Below are 21,879 nucleotides of genomic sequence, written 5' to 3' on the forward strand. Positions count from 1 at the left end.
TTTTGCCGGACAGTTAAGGATGCGTTACGTCACATCACAGGCAGCTCTCGACGGCCGCCCTGACGTACCCGGCCGATTGATAGACGTACTGGTAGGCCCACCGTAGTGGCGAGATATGTGGATGCGCGACCACCATGAGAAGCTCACCGTCCCAACACTTTCCGAGCACATAGCGGGCCCGGGAAACGTGCGGGGTGAAGGTCACCACGATCACTCGACGCCAGCCGCCCGCCCGGGCCCGGGCCGCCAATTCCCGGCCCTCACCGCGGGTCGTGCGCGGGTCGGGATCGAAGCAGTCGACCTCGAACCGGTATCCACCGTGGCAGATCCGGTTCATCAGCGCGCTGTGCTCGTAGGGATCGGAGAACAGTACCCGGGGCGCATAGCCGTCACGGGCCAGCCGCAGGGCCAGCTCCTCGCGGCCGTCATGTGCCCCGCCCAGAACCACGATGGCATCGGCCGGCATCGGAGCGTCGATCCGCGGACGCACGTAGACCGGCCACAGCGCCGCGACCCATACCGCGATACCGATCACCGGTACCGCGGCTCGGACGACGTACCGCCTCCGCATCCGCCCGATCAGAGGATCAGTTGGGATTGAAGCATTCGGTGGCGATCTTCTGCGCGGCCCCGCGGGCCTTGTCCGCATCCTCCTTGCTCATACCCGTGCCCGGATCGCCGGTCGGGGCGGCCGCATTGGATTTGGTCATGGTGCGCAGGCCGTCCTGCGAAATACCGGCGTCGACAAAGTGTTTCGCCGCGCAGTCGGCCAGGTTGGCCTGCAGACCGCCGGACTGCAAGGACTTGGAGACATCGGTCTGGGTGATCTGCGGCTGGGAGTCCTTGTGATCGGAGCCACCGCAGGCCGCCAGCAGCGGCAGGGCGACGAATGCTGCGGCGATCAGCGAAATCCTCAACTGTTCCTCGATTCTCGCGAATGGTCGGCAGCGGTAGCGCGAGCACCGCCGTGGTGATCCTGCCGTATCACGTGGCACGGCAACAGACGTGGGTCACAGATCCATGGCCGCGCGCAGCGCCGTATCGAGGAGCTCGGCGGTGTCGGGATCGATCTCGCCCACCCGTTCGGCGAGCCAGCCGCGGTAGATGCGGCCCAGATTTCCCGCATGCACCCAGCCGTGGCCCGGGATGGTCACCGCGAGAATATCGTTCGGGTCGGTGTCCTCGACCTCGGCCGCGATCAGCCAGGGGCGCGGTGACTCGTTGATGCCGTCACTCGAGATCAGGACGATATTGCGACGCCGTGTCGAACCGTGCGGGTTGTAGATCCACAGTTCACCCCTGCGCACGCATCTCCTTCTCGGCGGCCCGCAGCTCCGCTTCGTCGGCGGCCGCGAGGGCGGCCGCATCGGACACCGGCCCACATCCGGTACGCACGGCCTCACGGCGGGCGGCCCGCGATATCCAGGCGGACGGCGATATCCCCGCCCGCGCAGCGGCCTGCTCGGCATACGACCAGGCCGCCTCGTCCAGGGATAACGTCACCTTACGAGTTGCCATACCTTTTATCGTACCGCTCCCCTCACCGCTGCGCCGCGCTCCGCGGCAAGGGACAAGAGGGTGCCTCCTACGGGTCCTCCCATGCCCCTGGACCTACGGGCCCTCCCATGTCCCTGGACCTACGGGCCCTCCCATGTCCCTTGACCGGACGAAGTCCGGTCAAGGGTGGTGTTGGCCGGATGCCAATTGTTGTTAGTGTGGGCTCGATCACCTAATGCGCGGGGAGTCGAGGATGTTGAACCACCATCGGGTCGGGCGGGGGGAGCCGCTTGTTCTGGTGCATGGGGTCGGTAGTCGGTGGCAGGTGTGGGAGCCGGTCATCGAGAGGTTGGCGGGGCGGTTCGATGTGGTGGCGGTGGATCTGCCGGGGTTCGGGGAGTCTCGGATGCTCGAGCGGACCACGGTGGACGAGCTCACCGATGCGCTGGCCGCATTTCTCGTCGAGCAGGGTCTGGACAGGCCGCATCTGGCGGGGAATTCGATGGGCGGGCTGATCTCGTTGAATCTCGGGGGGCGGGGGCTCGCGCGCAGTGTGACCGCGTTTTCGCCGATCGGGTTCTGGTCGCGGGCGGGGCGGATCTGGTGTCAGCAGGCGCTGGGGCGTTCGAAGGATCTGGCGTTGCTGACGCGGCCCGCGCTGCCGACGATCCTCGGCACGGCCGCGGGGCGAACCGCGTTTCTGGGATTGGTGTTCGGCCGGGCCTGGGCGGTGCGCACCCGCATCGCCCTCGACACCGCCGACGGGGCGATGGATTCGCCCGGATTCTCCCCCGCCCTGGCCTCTTTCGACCAGGCGCGGCTTCAGGACGCCGGGCGGCTGGCCCGAATTCCGGTCACCATCGCATGGGGCAATCGCGATATCCTGCTCACCTACGCCACTCAGAGCCGCCGCGCCCGCACCCGGTTGCCGCATGCTCGTCACCACACATTGCAGGGCAGCGGCCACACCCCGTTCTATGACGATCCCCCCGGATGCGCGAAGATCCTCCTGGAGACGACAGAGAGATCGCTATGAGCAACGTATCCCTGACCTTCGACGGTGACCGCGCGCTCGTCGCGCTGGACCGGCCCGATAAGCACAACGGCCTGACCATTCCGATGCTGCGGGATCTGGCGCGGGCGGCAGGCGAGATCGGCGGGCGCGACAATGTCCGCGCGGTCATCCTGTCCGGCAACGGCCCCAGCTTCTCCAGTGGTCTCGATATCGCGAAGGCCGCCGGCGATCCGCTGACCATCGTGCGCAACTTCGTACCGCTGCCGTGGCGCGGGACCAACGCATTCCAGGAGGCGTGCTGGGCATGGCGGCGGCTGCCGCAGCCGGTCATCGCCGCGGTGCATGGCCATTGCTACGGCGGCGGATTGCAATTGGCGCTGTCGGCCGACTTCCGATTCGCCACGCCCGACGCCGATTTCTCGGTTATGGAGGTCCGCCACGGCCTCATTCCGGATATGACCGGGGCCGCGACGCTGTCCCGGCTGATCGGAATCGATAAGGCGTTGCTGTTGACCATGACCGCCGATCCGGTGGACGCCGCCTATGCCGAGCGAATCGGATTGGTTACCGAGGTGACCGCGGATCCGCACGCCGCCGCGGATAAGCTCGCCGAGCGAATCGCGGCCCGTTCGCCGCATGCGGTGGCCGCCGCCAAACGATTGTTCGACCGCAGTTGGCAGAGCGGAACCCTGCGCACGCTCGGTATCGAGCGCGCCACTCAGTTACCGCTCCTGATACGGCAGGCCCTCGGCCGCCGCTGACGTCGGCGTCTGGTCCTTCCGTATAAAAATTTTTCTTTAATACCCAAAACCTCGGAGCGTGAAACCCCGCGGGATCTCGGCGCGCTGTTAGCATTTTCACAATTGCCAGCCAAGTCGATGATCGTGTGCGGTGTCACAGATCTTCAGGTGGGGCCGCACCGGATCGGCGAGATCCCGGAAGGCCCATCGACCTTGACCAAGACCGGATCCATTCTGCTATCGGTAGCGGGTGCCTCGGCCTTGCTCCTCACCGTGTGCCCGCCTGCCGTAGCGAATCCCAATGCCATCAATCCGATTCCGGTGCTCAACGGCAGCAGCGGACTGCCGCAGCTGCCGGGGCGCGCCCGCGCGATATTCCAGGTGACCGGAATGGCCAGCCCCAACCACACCGAGAACAACAATGTGCTCGGCACCGACCTGGGCATCATGTGGGACAACGGCGAGGGGCAAATGCTCACCGCCTTCGGCGATACCGCCGGGGTGGGCTTTCCGAATCTGCTGTCCGGCAGCGTCTGGGCGTGGCGATCGAATGTGCTGCTGCGCAGCCATACCCAAGACCCGGCCAACGGCATCTACTTCGACAGCGTGGTCCGCGACGGAGTCGGTCAGGCCCGCGATCTGATTCCCAGCCCGAAGATCCCATTCCTCGAGATCAGTCGAATTCCGACCGCCGGTATCGCGGTGGACGGGGTGCAGTACATGAGCCTGATGTCGGTGCAGAGCTGGGATGAGGTCGGGCAATGGACGACCAATTACTCGGGCCTGGCCGCATCCGCCGACAACGGGGAAACCTGGGCCGATCTGGCCTTCACGCGGCGGCCCGATGAGGGTGGCAATTCGAACTTCCAGATGAACTCCTTCGTGAAGGACGGCGGATTCGTCTACGAATACGGAACCCCCTCGGGGCGTAACCAATTCGCCTATATCTCGCGGGTGCGCGAGCATGACATCCAGAACCTCGGCGAATACGAGTACTGGGACGGCGAGCGGTGGCGTAAGGGCGATCCGAATGCCGCGGCGCCCATTGCCGCGGGGGTGGGCGAGCTGTCGGTGATGTGGAATCAGTATCTGGGTCAGTATCTGATGCTCACCACCGACCCGTGGAATTCGGTGGTGATGCGCCGCGCCTCCTCCCCCGAGGGTCCGTGGAGCCCGCCGGAGGTGTTGATCGATACCCGCGAGCTGCCCACCGCCTACGCGCCCTCGATCTTCCCGTATCAGACCGGACGCGATCTCTACTTCCTCACCACGGTCCACAGTCAGTACAACGTTCTGCTGATGCGAACAACGCTGTAGGCGCGGCACATACACTCGGCGGCATGGATGCGGCGGAGTGGGACACCCGGTATTCACAGAGCGAGCTGGTCTGGGGCGCGCCGCCGAACGCGACCGTCGTCGAGCATGTGTACGGGCTCGACCGGCGGATTCAGCTGCAGCCCGACGAGCCCGGCGCCGAACCGCCCGCCCTGCCCCGCGCGCTGGATCTGGCGTGCGGGGAGGGGCGCAACGCGGTGTGGCTCGCCACGCACGGCTGGCAGGTGCGGGCGGTGGATTTCTCGCAGGTCGCGATCGATAAGGGGCGGACGGTCGCCACGCGGCTGTCGCGGTCGGTGCGCGGGCGCATCTCCTGGCAGTGCGCCGATGTGACGGATCTGGAGGCGGCCGGGGTGAGCGGGCCGTTCGAACTGATCCTCATGGTCTTCCTGCATCTTCCCGCCGCGCCGCGCCGCGCGGTGCTGACGCAGGCCGCCGAGCGGCTCTCCCCCGGCGGGACCCTGCTGGTGCTCGGGCACGATTCCCGCAATCTCACCGAAGGCCATGGCGGACCGCAGGATCCGTCGATCCTGTTCACACCCGAGGATGTCGTGGGCGATCTGGCCGCGGCCGGGGAGCATATGCGGGTGCGGGTGGCCGATCGCGTGCCGCGGGCCACCGAGGGGCGCGATGCCATCGACGCGCTCGTGATCGCCACCCGCCTGATCCCCGATCTCGAGGAGCAGGCCGCACTCACCGAGTGAGTCAGCCCGCGGCCGCCCAGCGGCGCAGCCAGGGTTCGACGGTCGCGGCGATGTCGTCGAAGCCCGCACGGAAGGAATGCGGCTGTGCGGGAATGATTTTCACCTCGGCGGCATCGGCCGGATCGGGAATGCCGAACGGATCGCGGGCGCCGTTGATGACCACGACGTCGACGTGTTCGGAGGCCGCCAGCAGCTCGTCGCGACGGGTCTTCTCCGGTTTGCCCGGCGGATGCAGCGGGAACGACAGCGCGAGAACGCCTTTCGCCCCGACCTCGACGGCCGTCCGGCAGGCGACTCGCGCGCCGTTACTGCGGCCACCCTGGACCAGCGGCACCCCGCGCACCTTCTTCCGCAGTGCGGCAACGATTTCCAGCCAGGCCGCATCCTGCACGGTCGCCGAGCCGGGCGCGCGGCGGCCGGCCACTCGATAGGGCTGGGTCACGCGGGCCACCGCCATGCCGAGATCGACCGCGCGGTCGCGGACGGCCAGCAGATCCTTGGCGTCGACTCCGCCGCCGGATCCATGGGTCAGTAGCAGCAACAGTGCCGCCGCTGTGGGGCGGTCGAGTTCGATCTCCGCAGGTCCCGCACTCGTTTCGATGCGCACGGGGTCACCGTAACCCTTGCCCGGACTTCGTCCGGACAAGGGACAGGAGGGACCCGTCCACATGGGACAGGAGGAGACCCGCCCACAGGGGTCAGGGGCGGGATACGCCGGCAAGGGATCGGGGAGGAATCCGCCCGCAGGGGAGGGGTCCGCCCGCAAAGAACCGGGGAGGAACCCGCCAGCACGGGAAGGGGTCCGCGCGCAGGGGAAAGGGGCGGGACCTGCGACTCGAGACGGGCGGGGCGGATGGGGCTTGTTCTTCGCGTCACATCCGCCGTCAGAGCCTTGGACTGCCCATTACCCGTCGGTAATATACGGTGTAAGTTACCCGCGAGTAGTAGGCGGACCTCCGACCCGCTACCCGGTGGAAACACAGTGGGCGGGAACGGAACAGTCCTCCGACCGCACCGACTCAACGGAGAGTGAGTACAGACATGGGTCACTACAAGAGCAACGTCCGCGACCTGGAGTTCAACCTCTTCGAGGTGCTCGGCCTCGGATCGCTTCTCGATTCCGGCGCCTTCGGCGATCTGGATACCGACACGGTCAAGGAGATGATCAACGAGGTTCGTCGCCTGGCCGAGGGTCCGCTGGGCGAGTCCTTCGCCGATGCCGACCGCAACCCGCCGGTCTTCGATCCGAACACCCACAGCGTCACGCTGCCGGAGTCGTTCAAGAAGAGCTACCGCACTCTGCAGGAGGGCGGCTGGGACAAGCTGGGTATCGACGAGGAGCTGGGCGGCCTCGCCTTCCCGCGCACCGCCTACTGGGCCATCGCGGAGCTGATCCTCGGTGCGCAGCCGGCCGCGTTCATGTACGCCGCGGGTCCGGGCTTCGCGAACATCTTCTACAACAACGCCACCGAAGAGCAGAAGGGCTGGGCGAAGATCGCCGCCGAGCAGGGCTGGGGCGCCACCATGGTGCTGACCGAGCCCGATGCCGGTTCCGATGTCGGCGCGGGCCGCACCAAGGCGGTCCAGCAGGAGGACGGCACCTGGCATATCGAGGGTGTGAAGCGGTTCATCACCTCGGCCGACGCCGACGACCTGTTCCCGAACATCATGCATCTGGTGCTGGCCCGCCCCGAGGGCGCCGGCCCGGGCACCAAGGGTCTGTCGCTGTTCTTCGTACCGAAGTTCCACTTCGACCACGAGACCGGCGAGCTGGGCGAGCGCAACGGCGCCTTCGTCACCAACGTCGAACACAAGATGGGCCTGAAGGTCTCGGCCACCTGTGAGGTCACCTTCGGCGGCCACGGTATTCCGGCCAAGGGCTGGCTGGTCGGCGAGGTGCACGACGGCATCGCGCAGATGTTCGACGTCATCGAGCACGCTCGAATGATGGTGGGCACCAAGGCCATCTCGACCCTGTCGACCGGTTACCTGAACGCGCTGGAGTACGCCAAGCAGCGCGTGCAGGGTGCGGATCTGACCAAGATGACCGATAAGGCCGCCCCGCGCGTCACCATCACCCACCATCCGGATGTGCGCCGCAGCCTGGCCACGCAGAAGGCGTATGCCGAGGGTCTGCGCGCGGTGTACCTCTACACCGCCGCGCATCAGGATCCGGTTGTCGCCGAGCAGGTTTCGGGCGCCGACGCCGATCTGGCCGCGCGGGTGAACGATCTGCTGCTGCCGATCGTCAAGGGTGTCGGCTCCGAGCGGGCCTACCAGTACCTGACCGAATCGCTGCAGACCCTGGGTGGTTCGGGCTTCCTGCAGGACTACCCGATCGAGCAGTACATCCGCGATTCGAAGATCGACTCGCTGTACGAGGGCACCACCGCGATCCAGGCGCAGGACTTCTTCTTCCGCAAGATCGCCCGCGATCGCGGTGTGGCACTGGGCCATGTGGCCGGGCAGATCAGCAAGTTCATCGACTCCGAGGCGGGCAACGGCCGGCTCAAGGGTGAGCGCAAGCTGCTGGCCACCGCGCTCGAGGATGTGCAGGGCATGGCCGCGACCCTGACCGGGTACCTGATGGGCGCTCAGTCCGACGCCACACAGCTGTACAAGGTCGGCCTGGGTTCGGTGCGGTTCCTGCTCTCGGTCGGCGATCTGCTGATCGGCTGGCAGCTGCTGCGTCAGGCCGAGATCGCGATCGCCGCACTGGACAACGGTTCGACCGAGCCGTTCTACCAGGGCAAGGTCGCCACCGCGCAGTTCTTCGCCCGCAACGTGCTGCCCGAGCTGACCGCGACCCGCGCCGTCCTGTCCAACCTGGACAACGACATCATGGAGCTGGACGAAGCCGCCTTCTAGTTCCGGCAGGCCCGGACACAGGCCCCGTCGCCCACTGTGGCGACGGGGTCTTCGTCGTTCGGTCGGGTTCGGCGACCTCAACCGTGTTGCCGCCCAAACGTTTTGCTCGGTACATGGCCGAATCCGATCGGCGGAACAGGTCCCTGCGGGAATACGACGACGAATCGGCGACCGCGGCGCCGACGCTCGCGGTGACGGCGACCGGGAGGCCCGGCATCGTCTCGATCGCGGACCGCAATCGCTCGGCCACGGCGTCGACGGTCTGCCGGCGCAGGACACCCAGGACCACGAATTCCTCACCGCCGGTGCGCGCGACGGCCGCATCGCACGGCGCCGCGGCGCGCAGGCAGTCGGCCGTGCGGATCAGGACCTCGTCGCCGGCGGAATGTCCGAAGGTGTCGTTGACCCGTTTGAACCGATCCAGATCGAGCGTCACCACATAGGCCTCACCGCGGGCGCCCGGTCCGAACAGCCGCTGCGCCCACGAATCCAATCCGCGCCGATTCAACAATCCGGTGAGCGGATCCGACAGCGCGTCCAGCCGCACCAGCCAGTGGCAGAACTGCACGACCGGCAGCACGACGATGAGCACCACCACATTGGCCAGGAAGGTGCCCACGCCCAGCGCGATATCGCCCGACCCGTGCCCGCTCCCGAGCGTCATCATGAGCGTCACCACCGCGATCGACAGCAGCGACCAGGCCAGGTGCAGACCCAGAATCCGCTGGCCGTGGAAGATCGTGACGTATCCGCCCATCGTCACCAGCAGAACGATCCCCAGCGCCCCCAGCAGGCGATCGGACACCATGATGTTGTTGGCGGTGATGTTGACGTCGATCAACGCCACCCACGCCAGCGACTCCGCCGCGCGCGGCCAGGGAAACAACCACCACCGCAGCGTCCACAACCCGGCGATGGTGGCCGCGATGGCGGCCTGGGTCAGGCCCCACGGGCCGTTCTGTCCCGTCGGCGAGAGCGCCGCCAACGCCGTGATCGCCATCATCACGATGCCGCCGGATCCGATCATGTTCTTCAACGGTCCGAGCGCCATATGGGATCCGAGGATCCGGACCAGCGAGTCGTAGTCGACCCGGTCGCGCACCCAGACTCCGAAGATCGCACTGTTGTCGGGCATCAGGCCACCGCCTCACGTCAGCAGCAGAATTCTCGGCATCGGGCAGTCCGCTTCAATAACCCGAGATTAGCTATTACTCGCCGTATCGACTACTTCAGTGGGCTGGATCACCGTCGGACAGTCAGGCCGGTCCGGACGCACGCAGCCGCTCCGAACCCTCGCTCATCCCCTCCGGATCCGCGATGACCACCGCGTTTCCGCCCAGGCGCTTCGCGCGATACATCGCGATATCGGAGCGGCGCAGCAACTTGTGGATCGCCTGCTCGGCGCCTTGGCTCAGGAGTTGCTCCGTATCGGAGATCGCACCACCGACACTCACGGTGATCCGTACCGGAAGATCATGCATCGCCTCGACCCCGCGGCGCAGGCGCTCGGCGATCATCCGCACGCTCTCCTCGTACAGATGCCCGACCACCACGAACTCCTCGCCGCCGTTGCGCGCGAGGACCGCGCCGGACGGGGCCGCGCCGCGCAGCCGATCCGCCGTGCCGACCAGGACCTCATCGCCGAAGGAATGGCCGAAGGTGTCGTTGACGGTCTTGAAGCGATCCAGATCGAGCGTGATCACATACGCGCCACGGGAATCGCGCGTCGCGCCGGAGGTGATGAAGCGGGACAGGTAGTAGTCGAGTCCCCGGCGGTTCAACAGCATGGTCAGCGGATCCGACAGCGCGTCCCGGCGCAGCAGCCAGTGGCAGAAATGCAGCGGCGGCAGGACCACGACCGTCGCGGCGACCATGATGAGCACGACCGCACCGGCGAGCGCGTAGTCACGGCCGAACTCCTGATCCCCCAGCACCATTCGCACCGACAGCAGCAGCACCATCAGCACCGACCAGCCGACATGCAGGGCGAGCACGCGCGGGCCGTGGAAGATCGTCACGTAGCCGCCGATCACCACCAGCAGGATCGCGCCCAGCGCACCATAGAGCCGATTCTGCTCGAAGACGCAGTTGGCGGGCGAGGCGATATCGGCGAGGGCGACCCAGATCAGCGATTCGGCCTGACTCGGCCAGGAGAAGAACCACCAGCGCACCGCCCACGCCGCGGCCAGCGCGGCCACCAGTCCGCTGACGACGAATCCGCCGGTCCCGGTGACGCCGGCCCGCGACAGCGCGCTCAGGACGGTGATCACCAACAGCACCGCGCCGCCGAAACCGACCATGATCCGCATCGGCCCGAGCGCATGATGGGATTCGAAAGTGTCCAGCAGCCAGCGATAGTCGACCCGGTCTCGCCACCAGGCTCGCACTATCGAACGACTGCTGCTCATCGGGTACCGCCCTGTGTCGGGAAAACATGGGGCCAGCTGGAGAACGAACGCTCGGAAATACGGTGTGAAGTCTAGCCGGAGCGGAATTGACCCCGACGAAACGTGATGCATGTTCCGCATCGATCGAGAAAACGCGGCAGAATACGGCTCGGCGTGCCTCACGGAAGGGACATGAGAGTGATGAAACGATCGCTGTCCGCGCTTGCCGGAGCTTGCGTCGCGACCGCCCTGGTGGCGGTGGCGGCAGCGCCCGCCGGCGCCGATCCGAACGACGTCGATCCGATACCGGTGCTCAACGGCACCAACGGGCTGCCACATCTGCCCGGACCCACCCAGGCGGTCTTCCAGCTCACCGGTATGGCCAGCCCGAATCGGACCGACGGCAACAACGTCCTCGGCACCGATCTGGGCATCATGTGGGACGACGGCCGCGGCCAGATGCTGACCGCCTACGGCGACACGGCCGGGCTCGGCGCGCCGAATCTGCTCACCGGCAGCCTGTGGGCGTGGCGGTCGAATGTCTTGTACCGCAGCCCCGCCGGACTCCTGCCCGCCGACGGCATCCGCTACGCGAGCTTCGTCGACAATCCGCTGCCCAGTCCCAAGATTCCGGGCATCGAGATCAGCTTCATTCCCACCGCGGGCGTTTCGGTGAACGGCGTCCAGTACATGAGCATGATGTCGGTGCGCCAGTGGGGCGCCGACGGCCACTGGGATACCAACTACTCGACGCTGGCCGTCTCCGGCGACGACGGACAGAGCTGGGCGCAACTGCCCACCACCCGCCGCGGTAACGATGGCGGCTTCCAGAGTTTCCAGCAGGCGGCCTTCCTCCGGGCCGACGGCTACGTCTATCGCTACGGCACCCCGGCGGGTCGCGACAATCCGGGTTTCATCGCGCGCGCCAAGGAGGCCGACGTCGCCAACTGGGACGCCTACGAGTACTGGGACGGCGGCGCGTGGAAACCCAAGGACGCCAACCTCGCCAGGCCGATCGTCGGCGGGGTGGGCGAGCTGTCGGTCGCGTGGAATCAGTATCTGGGCCAGTATGTGATGCTCACCACCGACCCGTTCAACTCGGTCGTGCTGCGCACCGCGCCCGCGCCGGAGGGGCCGTGGGGTCCGCCGCGGGTGCTGGTCGATGCCCGCGATCTGCCCACCGCATACGCGCCGATGATCTATCCGTATCAGACCGGCAGCGATCTGTATTTCGCACTGGGCGTTCACAACCAGTACAACGTGGTGCTGATGCGCTCGCCGCTGTGACCGCCGACGTGAGAGGCCCCGTGCGGTTGCCGGGTCGGGGGTCTGGCAACTGCACGGAGCCGATCTGATTATCGGCAGCCCGCTCGGGGCGTTACACGGGTTCGGGGAGAATCGAAGCGGGCACAGCGACCTGAGAGCTCGGACCTGCCGGAGCTCGGACGACTCGAGGAGATTGAGTATGCAGCTGGGAATGATCGGGCTCGGCCGGATGGGCGCCAATATCGTGCGGCGCATCGTGCGTGACGGGCACACCGCGGTCGGGTACTCGCGCCACGAGGAGCAGATCAAGGAATTCACCGACGAACTGGGCGACAGCTTCACCGGCGCCACCGACTACAAGACCTTCGTCGCCCAGCTCGAGACGCCGCGCGTCGTCTGGGTGATGATCCCCGCCGGCGCCACCGGCGCCGTCATCGACGAGGTGGCCGAACTGCTCGAGCCCGGCGACATCATCATCGACGGCGGCAACAGCCGCTACCACGAGGACATCAAGCGCGCGAAGGCGCTGAAGCCCAAGGGCATTCACTACCTCGACATCGGCACCTCGGGCGGCGTGTGGGGCCTGGAGCGCGGCTACTGCCTGATGATCGGCGGCGAGACCGAGACCGTGGCGCATCTCGAGCCGCTGCTGAAGTCCATCGCGCCGGGCGTCGAGGCCGCCGAGCGCACCCCGGGCCGCACCGGCGAGCCGACGCCGTCGGAGCAGGGCTATCTGCACTGCGGTCCGGCCGGGGCCGGGCACTTCGTGAAGATGGTGCACAACGGCATCGAATACGGCGCCATGGCCGCCTATGCCGAGGGCATGAATATCCTGGCGAAGGCCAATATCGGCAAGGAGCTCGACGGTTCGCATTCCGCCGAGGAGACACCGATGGAGAATCCGGAGTACTACCAGTACGACATCAATGTGCCCGAGGTGACCGAGGTCTGGCGCCGCGGCTCGGTGGTCGCGTCGTGGCTGCTGGATCTGACCGCGGCCGCGCTGCACGCCGATCCGGAGCTGTCCACCTTCGGCGGCCGGGTGTCCGACTCCGGTGAGGGGCGCTGGACCATCCACGCCGCGATCGATGAGGGTGTGCCCGCGCCGGTGCTGTCCGCGGCGCTGTATCAGCGCTTCTCCTCGCGCGGCGAGGCGCTGTACGCCGATAAGGTCCTCTCGGCCATGCGTAAGGCGTTCGGCGGCCACAACGAGCTGCCGGGTAAGTGATTCCAGGCTGAGGCGAAGGGCGGTGGGATATCCCACCGCCCTTCGCTTTTCGCTTCTCAGGACAGATGCAGGGCCTGTAGCCCGAGCTTCAGCACCGCCAGCGGGCCGTAGAAGAACAGGTACGCGGCGCCGATCAGAAAGGCCATCTCTCACTCCTCAGTCGAACGATCTGTCGATCCAGTCGATGGTCTGCATGCCGAAAAGGTCTGTGCCCCAACCGTAGAAGTCGGTCAGCAGGCGTTCCATGCTGCAGTTGGTGGGCTGGTAGTCGACGTCGGCGCCGCCGTCCCGATAGGTCTGCGCGAGTTCGCGGGCATCGCGCGCGGGCACCAGCGACATGAACGAGTCGTCGGCGGCACACGAGGTGATCATGATCTTCGCCTTCGGCGTACCCCACTTACCGAGCTCGTTATCGTCGAAGGCGGCCTGGAAGTCGGGCTCGTCGGCCGGGCTGAGGCCCGAATTGAACAGGGCGTTCAGCGGGATGAACGGCATGCCGAAGTAGGCGGGCGTCTGGCACTGCGTCCGGAACGCGTTCGCGATCGCCAATCCGGCCGGATTCAGCTTCTCGTCCAGCTTCATGTCCGGATACCAGGGCTCGAGCCCGAGCAGCGTCGCGAGGACGAAGCCGGATCCGACCGAACCGTTGGCCACCCGCATGAAGTTGCGCTGGTTGACGACCATGCCCTCGAGCATCGCGGACCGCACGTTCAGCTCGGGCGCGTACTCCGGCTGCAGTTCGGCCGAAACCGCCGCTCCCACACCGCCGCCCGCGATACCGAACAGGGCGATCGGGGCATTCGGATCCAACCCCGCCTCGCGATGGTTCAGCGCCGCGCGCACCCCGTCGAGCTGTGCGTGCGCGGCGAACTTCCCGGCGAATACGCCGTGCGGCCGCCGATCGCCGTCGTTGCCGACATCGGAGATCATCACCGCATAGCCCTTGTCGAACATCAGCGCGAGCGGGCCCAGCGCCGACCAGGACGAGCCGTCGAGCGGATCCCCGCCGGTCCACTGCGTGCTCGGATGACACGACCAGCCGACACTGTCGTTGGCCTCCTGATACGAGATCACCCTGCGCTCGGAGTTCGGGCGACCGTCCTTGGGAATCATGAGGATTCCCGTGCTGATGACCGGGGTGACACCGTCCAGGGCGGTGGTGACGTACATGAGCTTGTACGCCTCGACCGAGACAGCCCGCACGCCGAGGAACATCACATCGACCGGCTTGGCCTTCAGCACCGTGCCCGGCCGCTCCTCGCCGGTCAGCGGCGGCTCCTGATAGAACGGATCGTCGAACATCAAGGCCTGGAACGATTCCTGCGGCGAGACCGCGGGCGAGTTCCCGATCGCGCCGACGACGAAACCGTTGAACACCCGGTCCAGGCCCGGCGTGCTGTTCGGTGGCTCCGGTGAATCCGGTTGGGCCACCGCCATTCCCGTACCACCGACGGAGAGCGCCAAGGCCGTGATCACGGTGGCGAGGACATATCGTCGCATCAGCGGTCTCCCTGTCCGGCGGGTTCCACCCGCAGCTGCTGTGCCGTGGACAGCAGCAACTGCGGCAGATTCAGTAGCGGGCGATGTGATTCCAGCTGCGCCTCGTACGGCATGCGCATGGTGGCTTCCAGTGCAGGCCAATTGTTTTCGACCTGGAACTCGTACTTCGGCAGCAGTTCGCCGGTGATGTAGTCCCAGCGATCGTCGAATACCGACCAGTTCCAGCTCGGCAGCGGCAGCACCAGTTGCATGGGTTTGCCGTCATTGCCCGTGAAAGGGATTCGCACGGGCCGGAATTCGCGCGGCGGCACGACACCGGCCACCGACGGGGATCCGGCCGCGCCGCTCAGATAGGTGATCGCCTCGCCCACATCGCCCTTGTAGGCCCGGGTCAGGTCCCACTGCGGGCCGACGGCCCATTGCTGTTCGCGGCGCAGCAGCGCGCCGTTACCCGCGGCGATCCGATTGTCGTCACCGGAGGCGATATCGCGCCAGGCGCCCATGATGTCCTCGCCGAACAGCCCCGCCGCCTCGAACTCCGCCACCGCGGACAACCCGGCGGTGACGTAGGCATCGTGCATGGGCATCAGATCGGAGAAGATGTTCTTCTGCATCACCAGGATCATGCCCAGAATCCAGTTCAGATCCTCGGGCGTGATCCGGGTTCCGGCCCGGGCGAGCGCACGCAGGCCCTCCGGCAGCAGCGCGGCGGCCCGCGGACCCGCCGCCTGTTCCACCGCACCCACGACGGTGCGGGCGGCGTCGGCGATGCCGGGCAGATCGTAGATATCGCTCATCAGATCGAAGTCGACCATGCCGCCGCCGAAGTCCGCGCCGACCTGGCCGCCCATTCCGGCCCATTGCAGTTCGCGGTGGCCCAGCTGCAGATCCTCGTAGTAGCGGTAGGACCTGATCAGGTTCTCGCGGTTGGCCGGCACCCCGGTGCGCGGATTCCACGCGGCCAGATCGATACCCGCCCTGGTGGTCACATCGACCAGCCAGTACTGGTAGAGCAGCGCGGCGTACCGGGTGGGCGGCACGCCACGGCCGCGGGCCTCGTCCAGCAGCCGGCCCAATTCGGCTTCGTCATAGGGCAGTTCGGGGTTCACGCCGCCCGGGCCCTGTGCCGCGTCGCGGTTCACCAGCGGCAGATCCAGATAGCGATCCAGACCGTCCGCGGCGACCGCGGTTCCGGCGGTGCCGACGCCCAGGGCGATCACGGTCGCGAGGGCCAATCCCGCGCCGCGCACAAATGCACCGATGCGCATGGTGAGACAGCCTTTCGCTCTGCGATTACTGATTCAAAAAACCAATCCGGTCACATTTGCCAACTAATAACTCTTTCGGCCTGAGTGATACTCGGCGACCGGGCTTCGGCCGCCGGGGACGCTATGAACCACAATGCCAGAGCTGTTAACCTGAGTCATGGGATGATTATCTAAAGGTGTGCTACACCCATTTCGGATGAATTGCCTGGTGGTAGCGAGATTTCCTCGACCGCCGCATTCTGAATACAGAGAAAGGCGTTTGAGGGAATATGAGACATATCACTCGCGGGGCGACTTTTGCTATGTCGTATTCCGATCACCCGGCGTGGAACCGGACAGGGCGACAGCGGTACGGTCGGAGCATGCGCATCGTTCCCGGGATCCTGCTCGCCGTGACCGCGGTCACCCTGTCGGCCTGCTCGGGCAGCGGCGGGGCCCCGTCGAAAAGCACGACGGGGACAGCAGAGGTCGGCACGACCGGGACAGCACAGGCCGACACGACGGGGACTGGGCAGGCAAGCACAACGGGGACAGGACAGGCGAGCACGATGGGTCGAACCGATTGCGCGGCAGGCTATCTCGCGCAGTTCACCACCCGCCGGAAGTTGGCCCAGCTACTGACCGTCGGCATCACCGGCGCGGCCGATGCCGAGAACGTCGTGCGCACCGAACAGATCGGCGGCATCTTCGTCGGCAGCTGGACCGATCCGGCGCTGTTGGCGGAGAAGCAGATCGACCGCGTGAAGGCCGCCGCGCACACCCCGCTGATGGTGAGCATCGATGAGGAGGGTGGCCGAGTCTCGCGGCTGCGCAGCATGATCGGGCCCGCCCCCGCCGCCCGGGTCGCCGCGCAGACCGTCTCCGACGACGAGTTCTACAAGCAGAGCCTCGCCCGCGGCGGCGCGATGAAGGATCTCGGCATCACCGTCGACTTCGCCCCCGACGCCGACGTCAGCAGCCAGCCCGACGACAGCGTCATCGGCGACCGCTCGTTCTCCGATGATCCGGAGGTGGTCACCCGCTATGCGGGCGCGTTCATCCGCGCGATGCACGATGCCGGACTGGGCGCGGTGATGAAGCACTTCCCCGGCCACGGTTCGGGATCGGGTGACTCGCATACGGGTGCGGTCCGTACGCCGCCGCTGGATCAGTTGCAGGGTAAGGATCTGGCGCCGTTCCGGAATCTGATCGGCTCCGGCGCGGGCGTCATGGTCGGCCATCTCGATGTGCCCGGGCTGACCGCCCCGAACACCCCGGCCAGCATCAGTCCACAGGCGATGGCATTGCTGCGCCAGGGCAACGGTTACGGTGCGGCCCCGTTCGACGGGCCGATCTTCACCGACGATCTGAGCGGCATGGCCGCCATCACCAATCGGATGGATATCGAGGATGCGGTGGCCGCCGCGCTCGAGGCCGGCGCCGATAACGCGCTGTGGATCACCAGCACTGCCGTCCCGCAGGTGCTGGACCATCTGGAGCAGGAGGTCCGCGCGGGCCGACTGCCGATGCGGCAGGTCGACGACTCGGTAGTGCGGATGGCCCGCTTCAAGGGCATCGCGCTGAACTGCTGAGCATCGGCGAATCACGGGCAATTGGCCACTGTTGAACTTACCTTGGAGTAAGATAAGGGTTTCGACATGGTCTAGGAGAGTGGATGGCAGGCGGAACGAAGCGGCTTCCTCGGGCGGTTCGTGAGCAGCAGATGCTGGACGCCGCCGTCGAGGTGTTCTCGCGCAAGGGCTATCACGACACCTCGATGGACGCCATCGCCGCCGAGGCCAAGATCTCCAAGCCGATGCTCTATCTGTATTACGGCTCCAAGGACGAACTGTTCCGGGCCTGCATCGCGCGCGAGAGCATCCGCTTCATCGAGGCCGTCGCGGTGGCGGGCAATCCCAAACTGAGCCCGCACGAACAGTTGCGCGCGGGCCTCGAGGCCTTCCTGTCCTACGTCGACAACAACCGGCTGTCCTGGCAGGTGCTGTATCGGCAGGCCCTCGGCCAGCAGCCGTTCGCCTCCGAGATCGCCAACAGCCGCGAGCGGGTGATCGAGCTGACCGCCAAACTGCTCGAGTCCAGCGCCAAATACGCCGAGCCCGGAACGAATTTCGACATCGTCTCGGTCGCGGTCATCGGCGCGGGCGAGGCCATCGCCGATCGCATCGCCAACGGCGAGGTGGCCGTGGGCGAGGCGGTGGATCTGCTGGACGATCTGGCCTGGCGCGGTCTGGCCGGTAAGAAGAAGGCCGAATAACGAAGAGCCGCACATCCTTTCGGCCAGGCCGAGAAGATGTGCGGCTCCTGCTCATTCGGCCCGCGGGCCGGGGGGGCTCAGCGCAATGTGGCGGTCAGATGCGGATAGCCCTTCTTCGGGTGCCGCAGCGACAGGTCCCAGCCGCCGCCGACATGATCCGCGTACACATTGACCGTCGACGGCAGCAGGATCGGCTTGCCGAACTTGACGGCGTAGGTGGTCTTCGCGGGCACCCGGCCCTCGATCGCACTCAGAATCGCTGCCGCCGACCACATTCCGTGCGCGATCGAGCGCGGGAAGCCGAAGGCCTTCGCGCCCAGCGCGGACATGTGGATGGGGTTGCGATCGCCCGCGGCCGCGGCGTACCGATGGATCAGCGGCTGATCGACCCGCAGCGTGCGCAGCGGCGGCGGGGGGACCTCGTCCGGCTTGGGTTCCGGCTTCGGCCCACCCGACAGCGACGTCCGCTGCTGATGCAGGAAGGTCGTCACCTGCCGCCAGACCAGCTCGCGGCCGACGCTGACCTCGCTGATCGCGTCGACCAGCAGACCCTTCGGATGTTCGCGCAGATTCTCCACGTGCGCACGGATATCCAGCGGCTCGCTGACCGAGATCTCGCGGCTGCGCTCGATCAGATTCTCCGCATGCACCGCACCGACCGCGACGAACGGGAAGTCGCGAGCGGCCACCAACTGCGTGACCACCGGGAAGGTGAGCACGAACGGATAGGTCAGCGGCAGCGCGTCACCGAAGCGGAGTCCGGTGGCGTGGCAGTAGGCGGCGAGATTGTCCGCATCGACCTTCAGGCCGCGCAATTCGATCGCGCGATCGGGGATCCGCGATGTGCGCGCCGAGAACAGCGGCAGCGGAACGGCACCCAGGGCCGCCTTCAGATAGAGCCCGCCGAGCTTCGGCGCCTCGGTCAGCGAGATGGTCTCGGTCATCTCACGCTCCGATCAGGGCCTGGCCGCAGACGCGAATCACGTTACCGCTCACCGCGTTCGAGGCCGGGCTGGCGAAGTAGGCGATGGTCTCGGCGACGTCCACGGTCTGACCGCCCTGGTACAGCGAGCTGAGCAGCCGGCCCGCCTCGCGGGTGCCGAGCGGGATGGCGGCCGTCATGGCGGTCTCGATGAAGCCCGGGGCCACGGCGTTGATGGTGATGCCCTTCTCGCCCAGCTTCGGCGCCTCGGCGTTCACCATGCCGATCACGCCGGCCTTGGAGGTGCCGTAGTTGGTCTGACCGCGGTTGCCCGCGACGCCCGCGATGGAGGACACGTCGATGACGCGGCCGCCCTGCTTGAGCGCGCCCTTGGCGACCAGGCCCGCGGTGATCCGGTGCGGCGCGGCCAGATTCACGTTCAGCACCGAGTTCCAGCGCGCGTCGTCCATATTCGCGAGCAGCTTGTCGCGGGTGATACCGGCGTTGTGCACGATGATGTCGATACCGCCGAAGCGTTCGGTGGCGAATTCGGCCAGCTTGTCCGCGGCGTCGGGGGCGGTGACATCGACCGCGATCGAGATGCCGCCGACCCTGTTGGCGGTCTCGGCCAAAGCCTCACCGGCGGCGGGGATATCGGCCACGATGACCTTCGCGCCGTCGCGGGCGAACACCTCCGCGATGGTCGCGCCGATGCCGCGGGCGGCACCGGTCACCACGGCGACCTTGCCCGCGAGCGGCTTGGCCCAGTCGATATCGGCGGCGGCGTTGTCGTCCTTGCCGACCCGGAACACCTGGCCGTCGACGAACGCCGACTTACCCGAGAGGATGAAGCGCAGGCTGGACTCCAGCCCGGTCGCGGTCGAGGCGGCCTCGGGGTGCAGGTACACCAGATTCGAGGTGGCGCCGCGCAGCAGCTCCTTGCCGACGCTGCGGGTGAAGCCCTCCAGCGCGCGCTGCGCGATCTGGCCCTCGACGGTGCCGGACAGTTCCGGCGTGGTGCCGACCACGAGGACGCGGCCGGATGCGGCGATGCTGCGCATGGCGGGCTGGAAGAACTGGTACAACTGCTCGAGGTCCTCGACCGAGGCGAGGCCGGTGGCGTCGAACACCAGCGCGCCGGCCTTCACGCCCTGGCCGGCGGAATCGACGAACGTGTAGTCCGACAACAGGTTTCGCACGGCATCGGCCACGCGGCCCTTGCCGCCCACCAGCACCGGGCCCGGCAGGGCGGGCTCGCCCGGGGTGTAGCGACGCAGCGTCTCCGGCTGCGGAAGCCCCAGCTTGCTCGCCAGGAAATGACCGGGGGCCGAGTGAACGAACGATCCGTAGAGGTTGGGAGCGCCCTTGCTCTTGCTGGCTGCCACTGTTCCTACCTTTTCCTTCGTGTCGAATGTGGTCGGCTCTGCCCCGAGCGTCTTTTCGCACATCTACGGGGTACGGTGTCGACAATGAACTTACTCCAGAGTAAGTTGGATGTAAACCGACGTCGAGACATGTGGAGACCGGAGTGACTACCAAAGCCCGTTCGGCGAAGGCCGCATCCGCGAACAGCGGGGCCAAGAACACCAAGCAGACCCGCCCCGTCGCCATCCTGGGCGGTAATCGGATTCCGTTCGCGCGCTCGGACGGCCGTTATGCCCACGCCTCCAATCAGGACATGTTCACGGCCGCGCTGAACGGCCTGGTGAGCCGGTTCGGCCTGCAGGGCGAGCGGCTCGGCATGGTCGCCGGCGGCGCGGTGCTCAAGCGCGTCGGTGAGCACGGCATGATCCGCGAGAGCGTGCTCGGCAGCGAGCTGTCCCCCTACACCCCGGGACACGATCTGCAGCTCGCCTGCGGCACCGGCCTGCAGTCGGCCGTCACCGTCGGCGACGCGATCGCCCTGGGCCGCATCGAGGTCGGCGTCGGCGGCGGCACCGACACCACCTCCGACGCGCCGATCGGGGTGAGCGAGGCGGCCCGCGAATGGATGCTCGACGCCAACCGCGCCAAGAAGAATTCCGACTATGTGAAGCTGGTCGGGCGGCTGCGCCCGAGCATGGTCGGCATCGAGATCCCGCGCAACGCCGAGCCGCGCACGGGGCTGTCGATGGGTGAGCACGCGGCCATCACCGCGAAGGAGATGGGCGTCTCCCGCGAGGCGCAGGACGAGCTGGCCTACCTCTCGCACCGGAATATGGCCGCCGCCTATGACCGTGGCTTCTTCGACGATCTGGTCACCCCGTTCCTGGGCCTGACCCGCGACGACAATCTGCGCCCGAACTCCACGCTGGAGAAGCTGGCCACGCTCAAGCCGGTATTCGGCAACAAGCTGGGCGATGCCACCATGACCGCGGGCAACTCCACCCCGCTCACCGACGGCGCCTCGGTCGCACTGCTGTCGAGCGAGGAGTGGGCGGCCTCGCGCAACCTCACGCCGCTGGCCTATCTGGTCGACAGCGAGGTCGGCGCGGTCGACTACGTCTGGGGCCCGGACGGCCTGCTGATGGCGCCGACCTACGCCGTGCCGCGGCTGCTGGCCCGAAACGGGTTGACGCTGCAGGACTTCGACTTCTACGAGATCCACGAGGCGTTCGCCTCGGTCGTGCTGGCGACCCTGCAGTCGTGGGAATCGGATCAGTACTGCAAGGAGCGCCTGGGCCTGGACGGCGCGCTCGGCGCGATCGACCGCAGCAAGCTCAATGTCAACGGCTCCTCGCTGGCCGCGGGCCACCCGTTCGCCGCGACCGGTGGGCGCATCATCGCGCAGGCCGCGAAGCAGTTGGCGGAGAAGGGTTCCGGCCGCGCGCTGATCTCGATCTGCGCCGCGGGCGGCCAGGGCGTCGTGGCGATCGTGGAGCGGTAACCGCACCACCGTGGCATTCGCCGACCCCG

21 protein-coding genes are annotated in these 21,879 nt (G+C 67.0%); 10 read left to right on the plus strand and 11 right to left on the minus strand.

Features of this window, described 5'->3' with window-relative positions; all coding sequences use genetic code 11:
- Positions 1 to 34: 34 nt before the first annotated feature.
- The 4 genes from ACIA76_RS13560 to ACIA76_RS13575 form a co-directional block, all read right to left on the minus strand.
- Entirely contained in the window at positions 35 to 571 is a 537-nt protein-coding gene (locus ACIA76_RS13560) for a YdcF family protein (protein ID WP_397152085.1), read from the minus strand.
- Positions 572 to 587: 16 nt separating this feature from the next.
- Positions 588 to 917 carry a hypothetical protein gene (locus tag ACIA76_RS13565; RefSeq protein ID WP_397152086.1) on the minus strand — a complete coding sequence of 110 codons (330 nt, stop codon included), beginning with the start codon at positions 915 to 917 and terminating at the stop codon, positions 588 to 590.
- Between the two features lie 93 nt (positions 918 to 1,010).
- Positions 1,011 to 1,307: a hypothetical protein gene (locus ACIA76_RS13570; protein WP_397152087.1), complete on the minus strand. Its 297-nt coding sequence runs from the start codon at positions 1,305 to 1,307 to the stop codon at positions 1,011 to 1,013.
- Positions 1,294 to 1,518, minus strand: a complete 225-nt coding sequence (locus ACIA76_RS13575; protein ID WP_397152088.1) for a hypothetical protein — start codon at positions 1,516 to 1,518, stop codon at positions 1,294 to 1,296. The genes ACIA76_RS13570 and ACIA76_RS13575 overlap by 14 nt, the downstream gene beginning before the upstream one ends.
- A gap of 232 nt (positions 1,519 to 1,750) precedes the next feature.
- Here ACIA76_RS13575 and ACIA76_RS13580 point away from each other — a divergent pair, with 232 nt between their 5' ends.
- From ACIA76_RS13580 to ACIA76_RS13595, 4 genes are all read left to right on the plus strand, one after another.
- Positions 1,751 to 2,533: an alpha/beta fold hydrolase gene (locus tag ACIA76_RS13580; protein WP_397152089.1), complete on the plus strand. Its 783-nt coding sequence runs from the start codon at positions 1,751 to 1,753 to the stop codon at positions 2,531 to 2,533.
- Positions 2,530 to 3,273: a crotonase/enoyl-CoA hydratase family protein gene (locus tag ACIA76_RS13585; protein ID WP_397152090.1), complete on the plus strand. Its 744-nt coding sequence runs from the start codon at positions 2,530 to 2,532 to the stop codon at positions 3,271 to 3,273. Before ACIA76_RS13580 ends, ACIA76_RS13585 begins: the two co-directional genes overlap by 4 nt.
- A gap of 192 nt (positions 3,274 to 3,465) precedes the next feature.
- Positions 3,466 to 4,569, plus strand: coding sequence for a DUF4185 domain-containing protein (locus ACIA76_RS13590; protein WP_397152560.1), 1,104 nt, complete (start codon positions 3,466 to 3,468; stop codon positions 4,567 to 4,569).
- A gap of 23 nt (positions 4,570 to 4,592) precedes the next feature.
- Positions 4,593 to 5,291, plus strand: coding sequence for a class I SAM-dependent methyltransferase (locus ACIA76_RS13595; RefSeq protein ID WP_397152091.1), 699 nt, complete (start codon positions 4,593 to 4,595; stop codon positions 5,289 to 5,291).
- 1 nt (position 5,292) lies between these two features.
- Here the strand turns inward: ACIA76_RS13595 and ACIA76_RS13600 are convergent, their stop codons facing one another.
- Complete coding sequence (locus ACIA76_RS13600) at positions 5,293 to 5,898, minus strand: alpha/beta family hydrolase (protein ID WP_397152092.1); 606 nt, start codon at positions 5,896 to 5,898, stop codon at positions 5,293 to 5,295.
- Between the two features lie 434 nt (positions 5,899 to 6,332).
- Between ACIA76_RS13600 and ACIA76_RS13605 the strand changes: the two genes are divergently transcribed.
- Entirely contained in the window at positions 6,333 to 8,159 is a 1,827-nt protein-coding gene (locus tag ACIA76_RS13605) for an acyl-CoA dehydrogenase (RefSeq protein ID WP_397152561.1), read from the plus strand.
- Here ACIA76_RS13605 and ACIA76_RS13610 read toward each other — a convergent pair.
- Together ACIA76_RS13610 and ACIA76_RS13615 are read right to left on the minus strand one after the other, a co-directional pair.
- Positions 8,131 to 9,294, minus strand: a complete 1,164-nt coding sequence (locus ACIA76_RS13610; RefSeq protein WP_397152093.1) for a GGDEF domain-containing protein — start codon at positions 9,292 to 9,294, stop codon at positions 8,131 to 8,133. The genes ACIA76_RS13605 and ACIA76_RS13610 overlap by 29 nt on opposite strands.
- A 121-nt stretch (positions 9,295 to 9,415) precedes the next feature.
- On the minus strand, positions 9,416 to 10,567 hold the full coding sequence (locus ACIA76_RS13615; protein ID WP_397152094.1) for a diguanylate cyclase domain-containing protein: 1,152 nt from the start codon (positions 10,565 to 10,567) through the stop codon (positions 9,416 to 9,418).
- 180 nt (positions 10,568 to 10,747) lie between these two features.
- On the opposite strand from ACIA76_RS13615, the gene ACIA76_RS13620 reads away from it, so the two are divergent.
- Together ACIA76_RS13620 and gnd are read left to right on the plus strand one after the other, a co-directional pair.
- Positions 10,748 to 11,833 (plus strand): DUF4185 domain-containing protein, encoded by a 1,086-nt coding sequence (locus ACIA76_RS13620; RefSeq protein WP_397152562.1) that lies wholly within the window; start codon positions 10,748 to 10,750, stop codon positions 11,831 to 11,833.
- Between the two features lie 178 nt (positions 11,834 to 12,011).
- Entirely contained in the window at positions 12,012 to 13,040 is a 1,029-nt protein-coding gene (gnd, locus tag ACIA76_RS13625; RefSeq protein WP_397152095.1) for a phosphogluconate dehydrogenase (NAD(+)-dependent, decarboxylating), read from the plus strand.
- A 156-nt stretch (positions 13,041 to 13,196) separates the two neighbouring features.
- Here gnd and ACIA76_RS13630 read toward each other — a convergent pair whose 3' ends face one another.
- The gene (locus tag ACIA76_RS13630; RefSeq protein ID WP_397152096.1) at positions 13,197 to 14,540 is read right to left on the minus strand and encodes a lipase family protein; all 1,344 of its coding nucleotides are present in this window, start codon (positions 14,538 to 14,540) and stop codon (positions 13,197 to 13,199) included.
- Positions 14,540 to 15,808, minus strand: a complete 1,269-nt coding sequence (locus ACIA76_RS13635; RefSeq protein WP_397152097.1) for a hypothetical protein — start codon at positions 15,806 to 15,808, stop codon at positions 14,540 to 14,542. Before ACIA76_RS13635 ends, ACIA76_RS13630 begins: the two co-directional genes overlap by 1 nt.
- Positions 15,809 to 16,170: 362 nt before the next feature.
- Between ACIA76_RS13635 and ACIA76_RS13640 the strand changes: the two genes are divergently transcribed.
- Together ACIA76_RS13640 and ACIA76_RS13645 are read left to right on the plus strand one after the other, a co-directional pair.
- Entirely contained in the window at positions 16,171 to 17,379 is a 1,209-nt protein-coding gene (locus ACIA76_RS13640) for a glycoside hydrolase family 3 N-terminal domain-containing protein (RefSeq protein ID WP_397152098.1), read from the plus strand.
- A gap of 83 nt (positions 17,380 to 17,462) precedes the next feature.
- A complete protein-coding gene (locus tag ACIA76_RS13645; protein ID WP_397152099.1) occupies positions 17,463 to 18,062 on the plus strand; it encodes a TetR/AcrR family transcriptional regulator in 600 nt (199 codons plus the stop codon).
- A gap of 77 nt (positions 18,063 to 18,139) precedes the next feature.
- Here ACIA76_RS13645 and ACIA76_RS13650 read toward each other — a convergent pair whose 3' ends face one another.
- A complete protein-coding gene (locus ACIA76_RS13650; RefSeq protein WP_397152100.1) occupies positions 18,140 to 19,006 on the minus strand; it encodes a MaoC family dehydratase in 867 nt (288 codons plus the stop codon).
- Position 19,007: 1 nt separating this feature from the next.
- Positions 19,008 to 20,369: a 3-oxoacyl-ACP reductase gene (locus ACIA76_RS13655; protein WP_397152101.1), complete on the minus strand. Its 1,362-nt coding sequence runs from the start codon at positions 20,367 to 20,369 to the stop codon at positions 19,008 to 19,010.
- A gap of 143 nt (positions 20,370 to 20,512) precedes the next feature.
- On the opposite strand from ACIA76_RS13655, the gene ACIA76_RS13660 reads away from it, so the two are divergent.
- A complete protein-coding gene (locus ACIA76_RS13660; protein ID WP_397152102.1) occupies positions 20,513 to 21,850 on the plus strand; it encodes an acetyl-CoA C-acetyltransferase in 1,338 nt (445 codons plus the stop codon).
- Positions 21,851 to 21,879 lie beyond the last annotated feature (29 nt).

It is taken from the genome of Nocardia sp. NPDC051570 (assembly GCF_044454005.1).
Taxonomy (GTDB): Bacteria; Actinomycetota; Actinomycetes; order Mycobacteriales; family Mycobacteriaceae; genus Nocardia.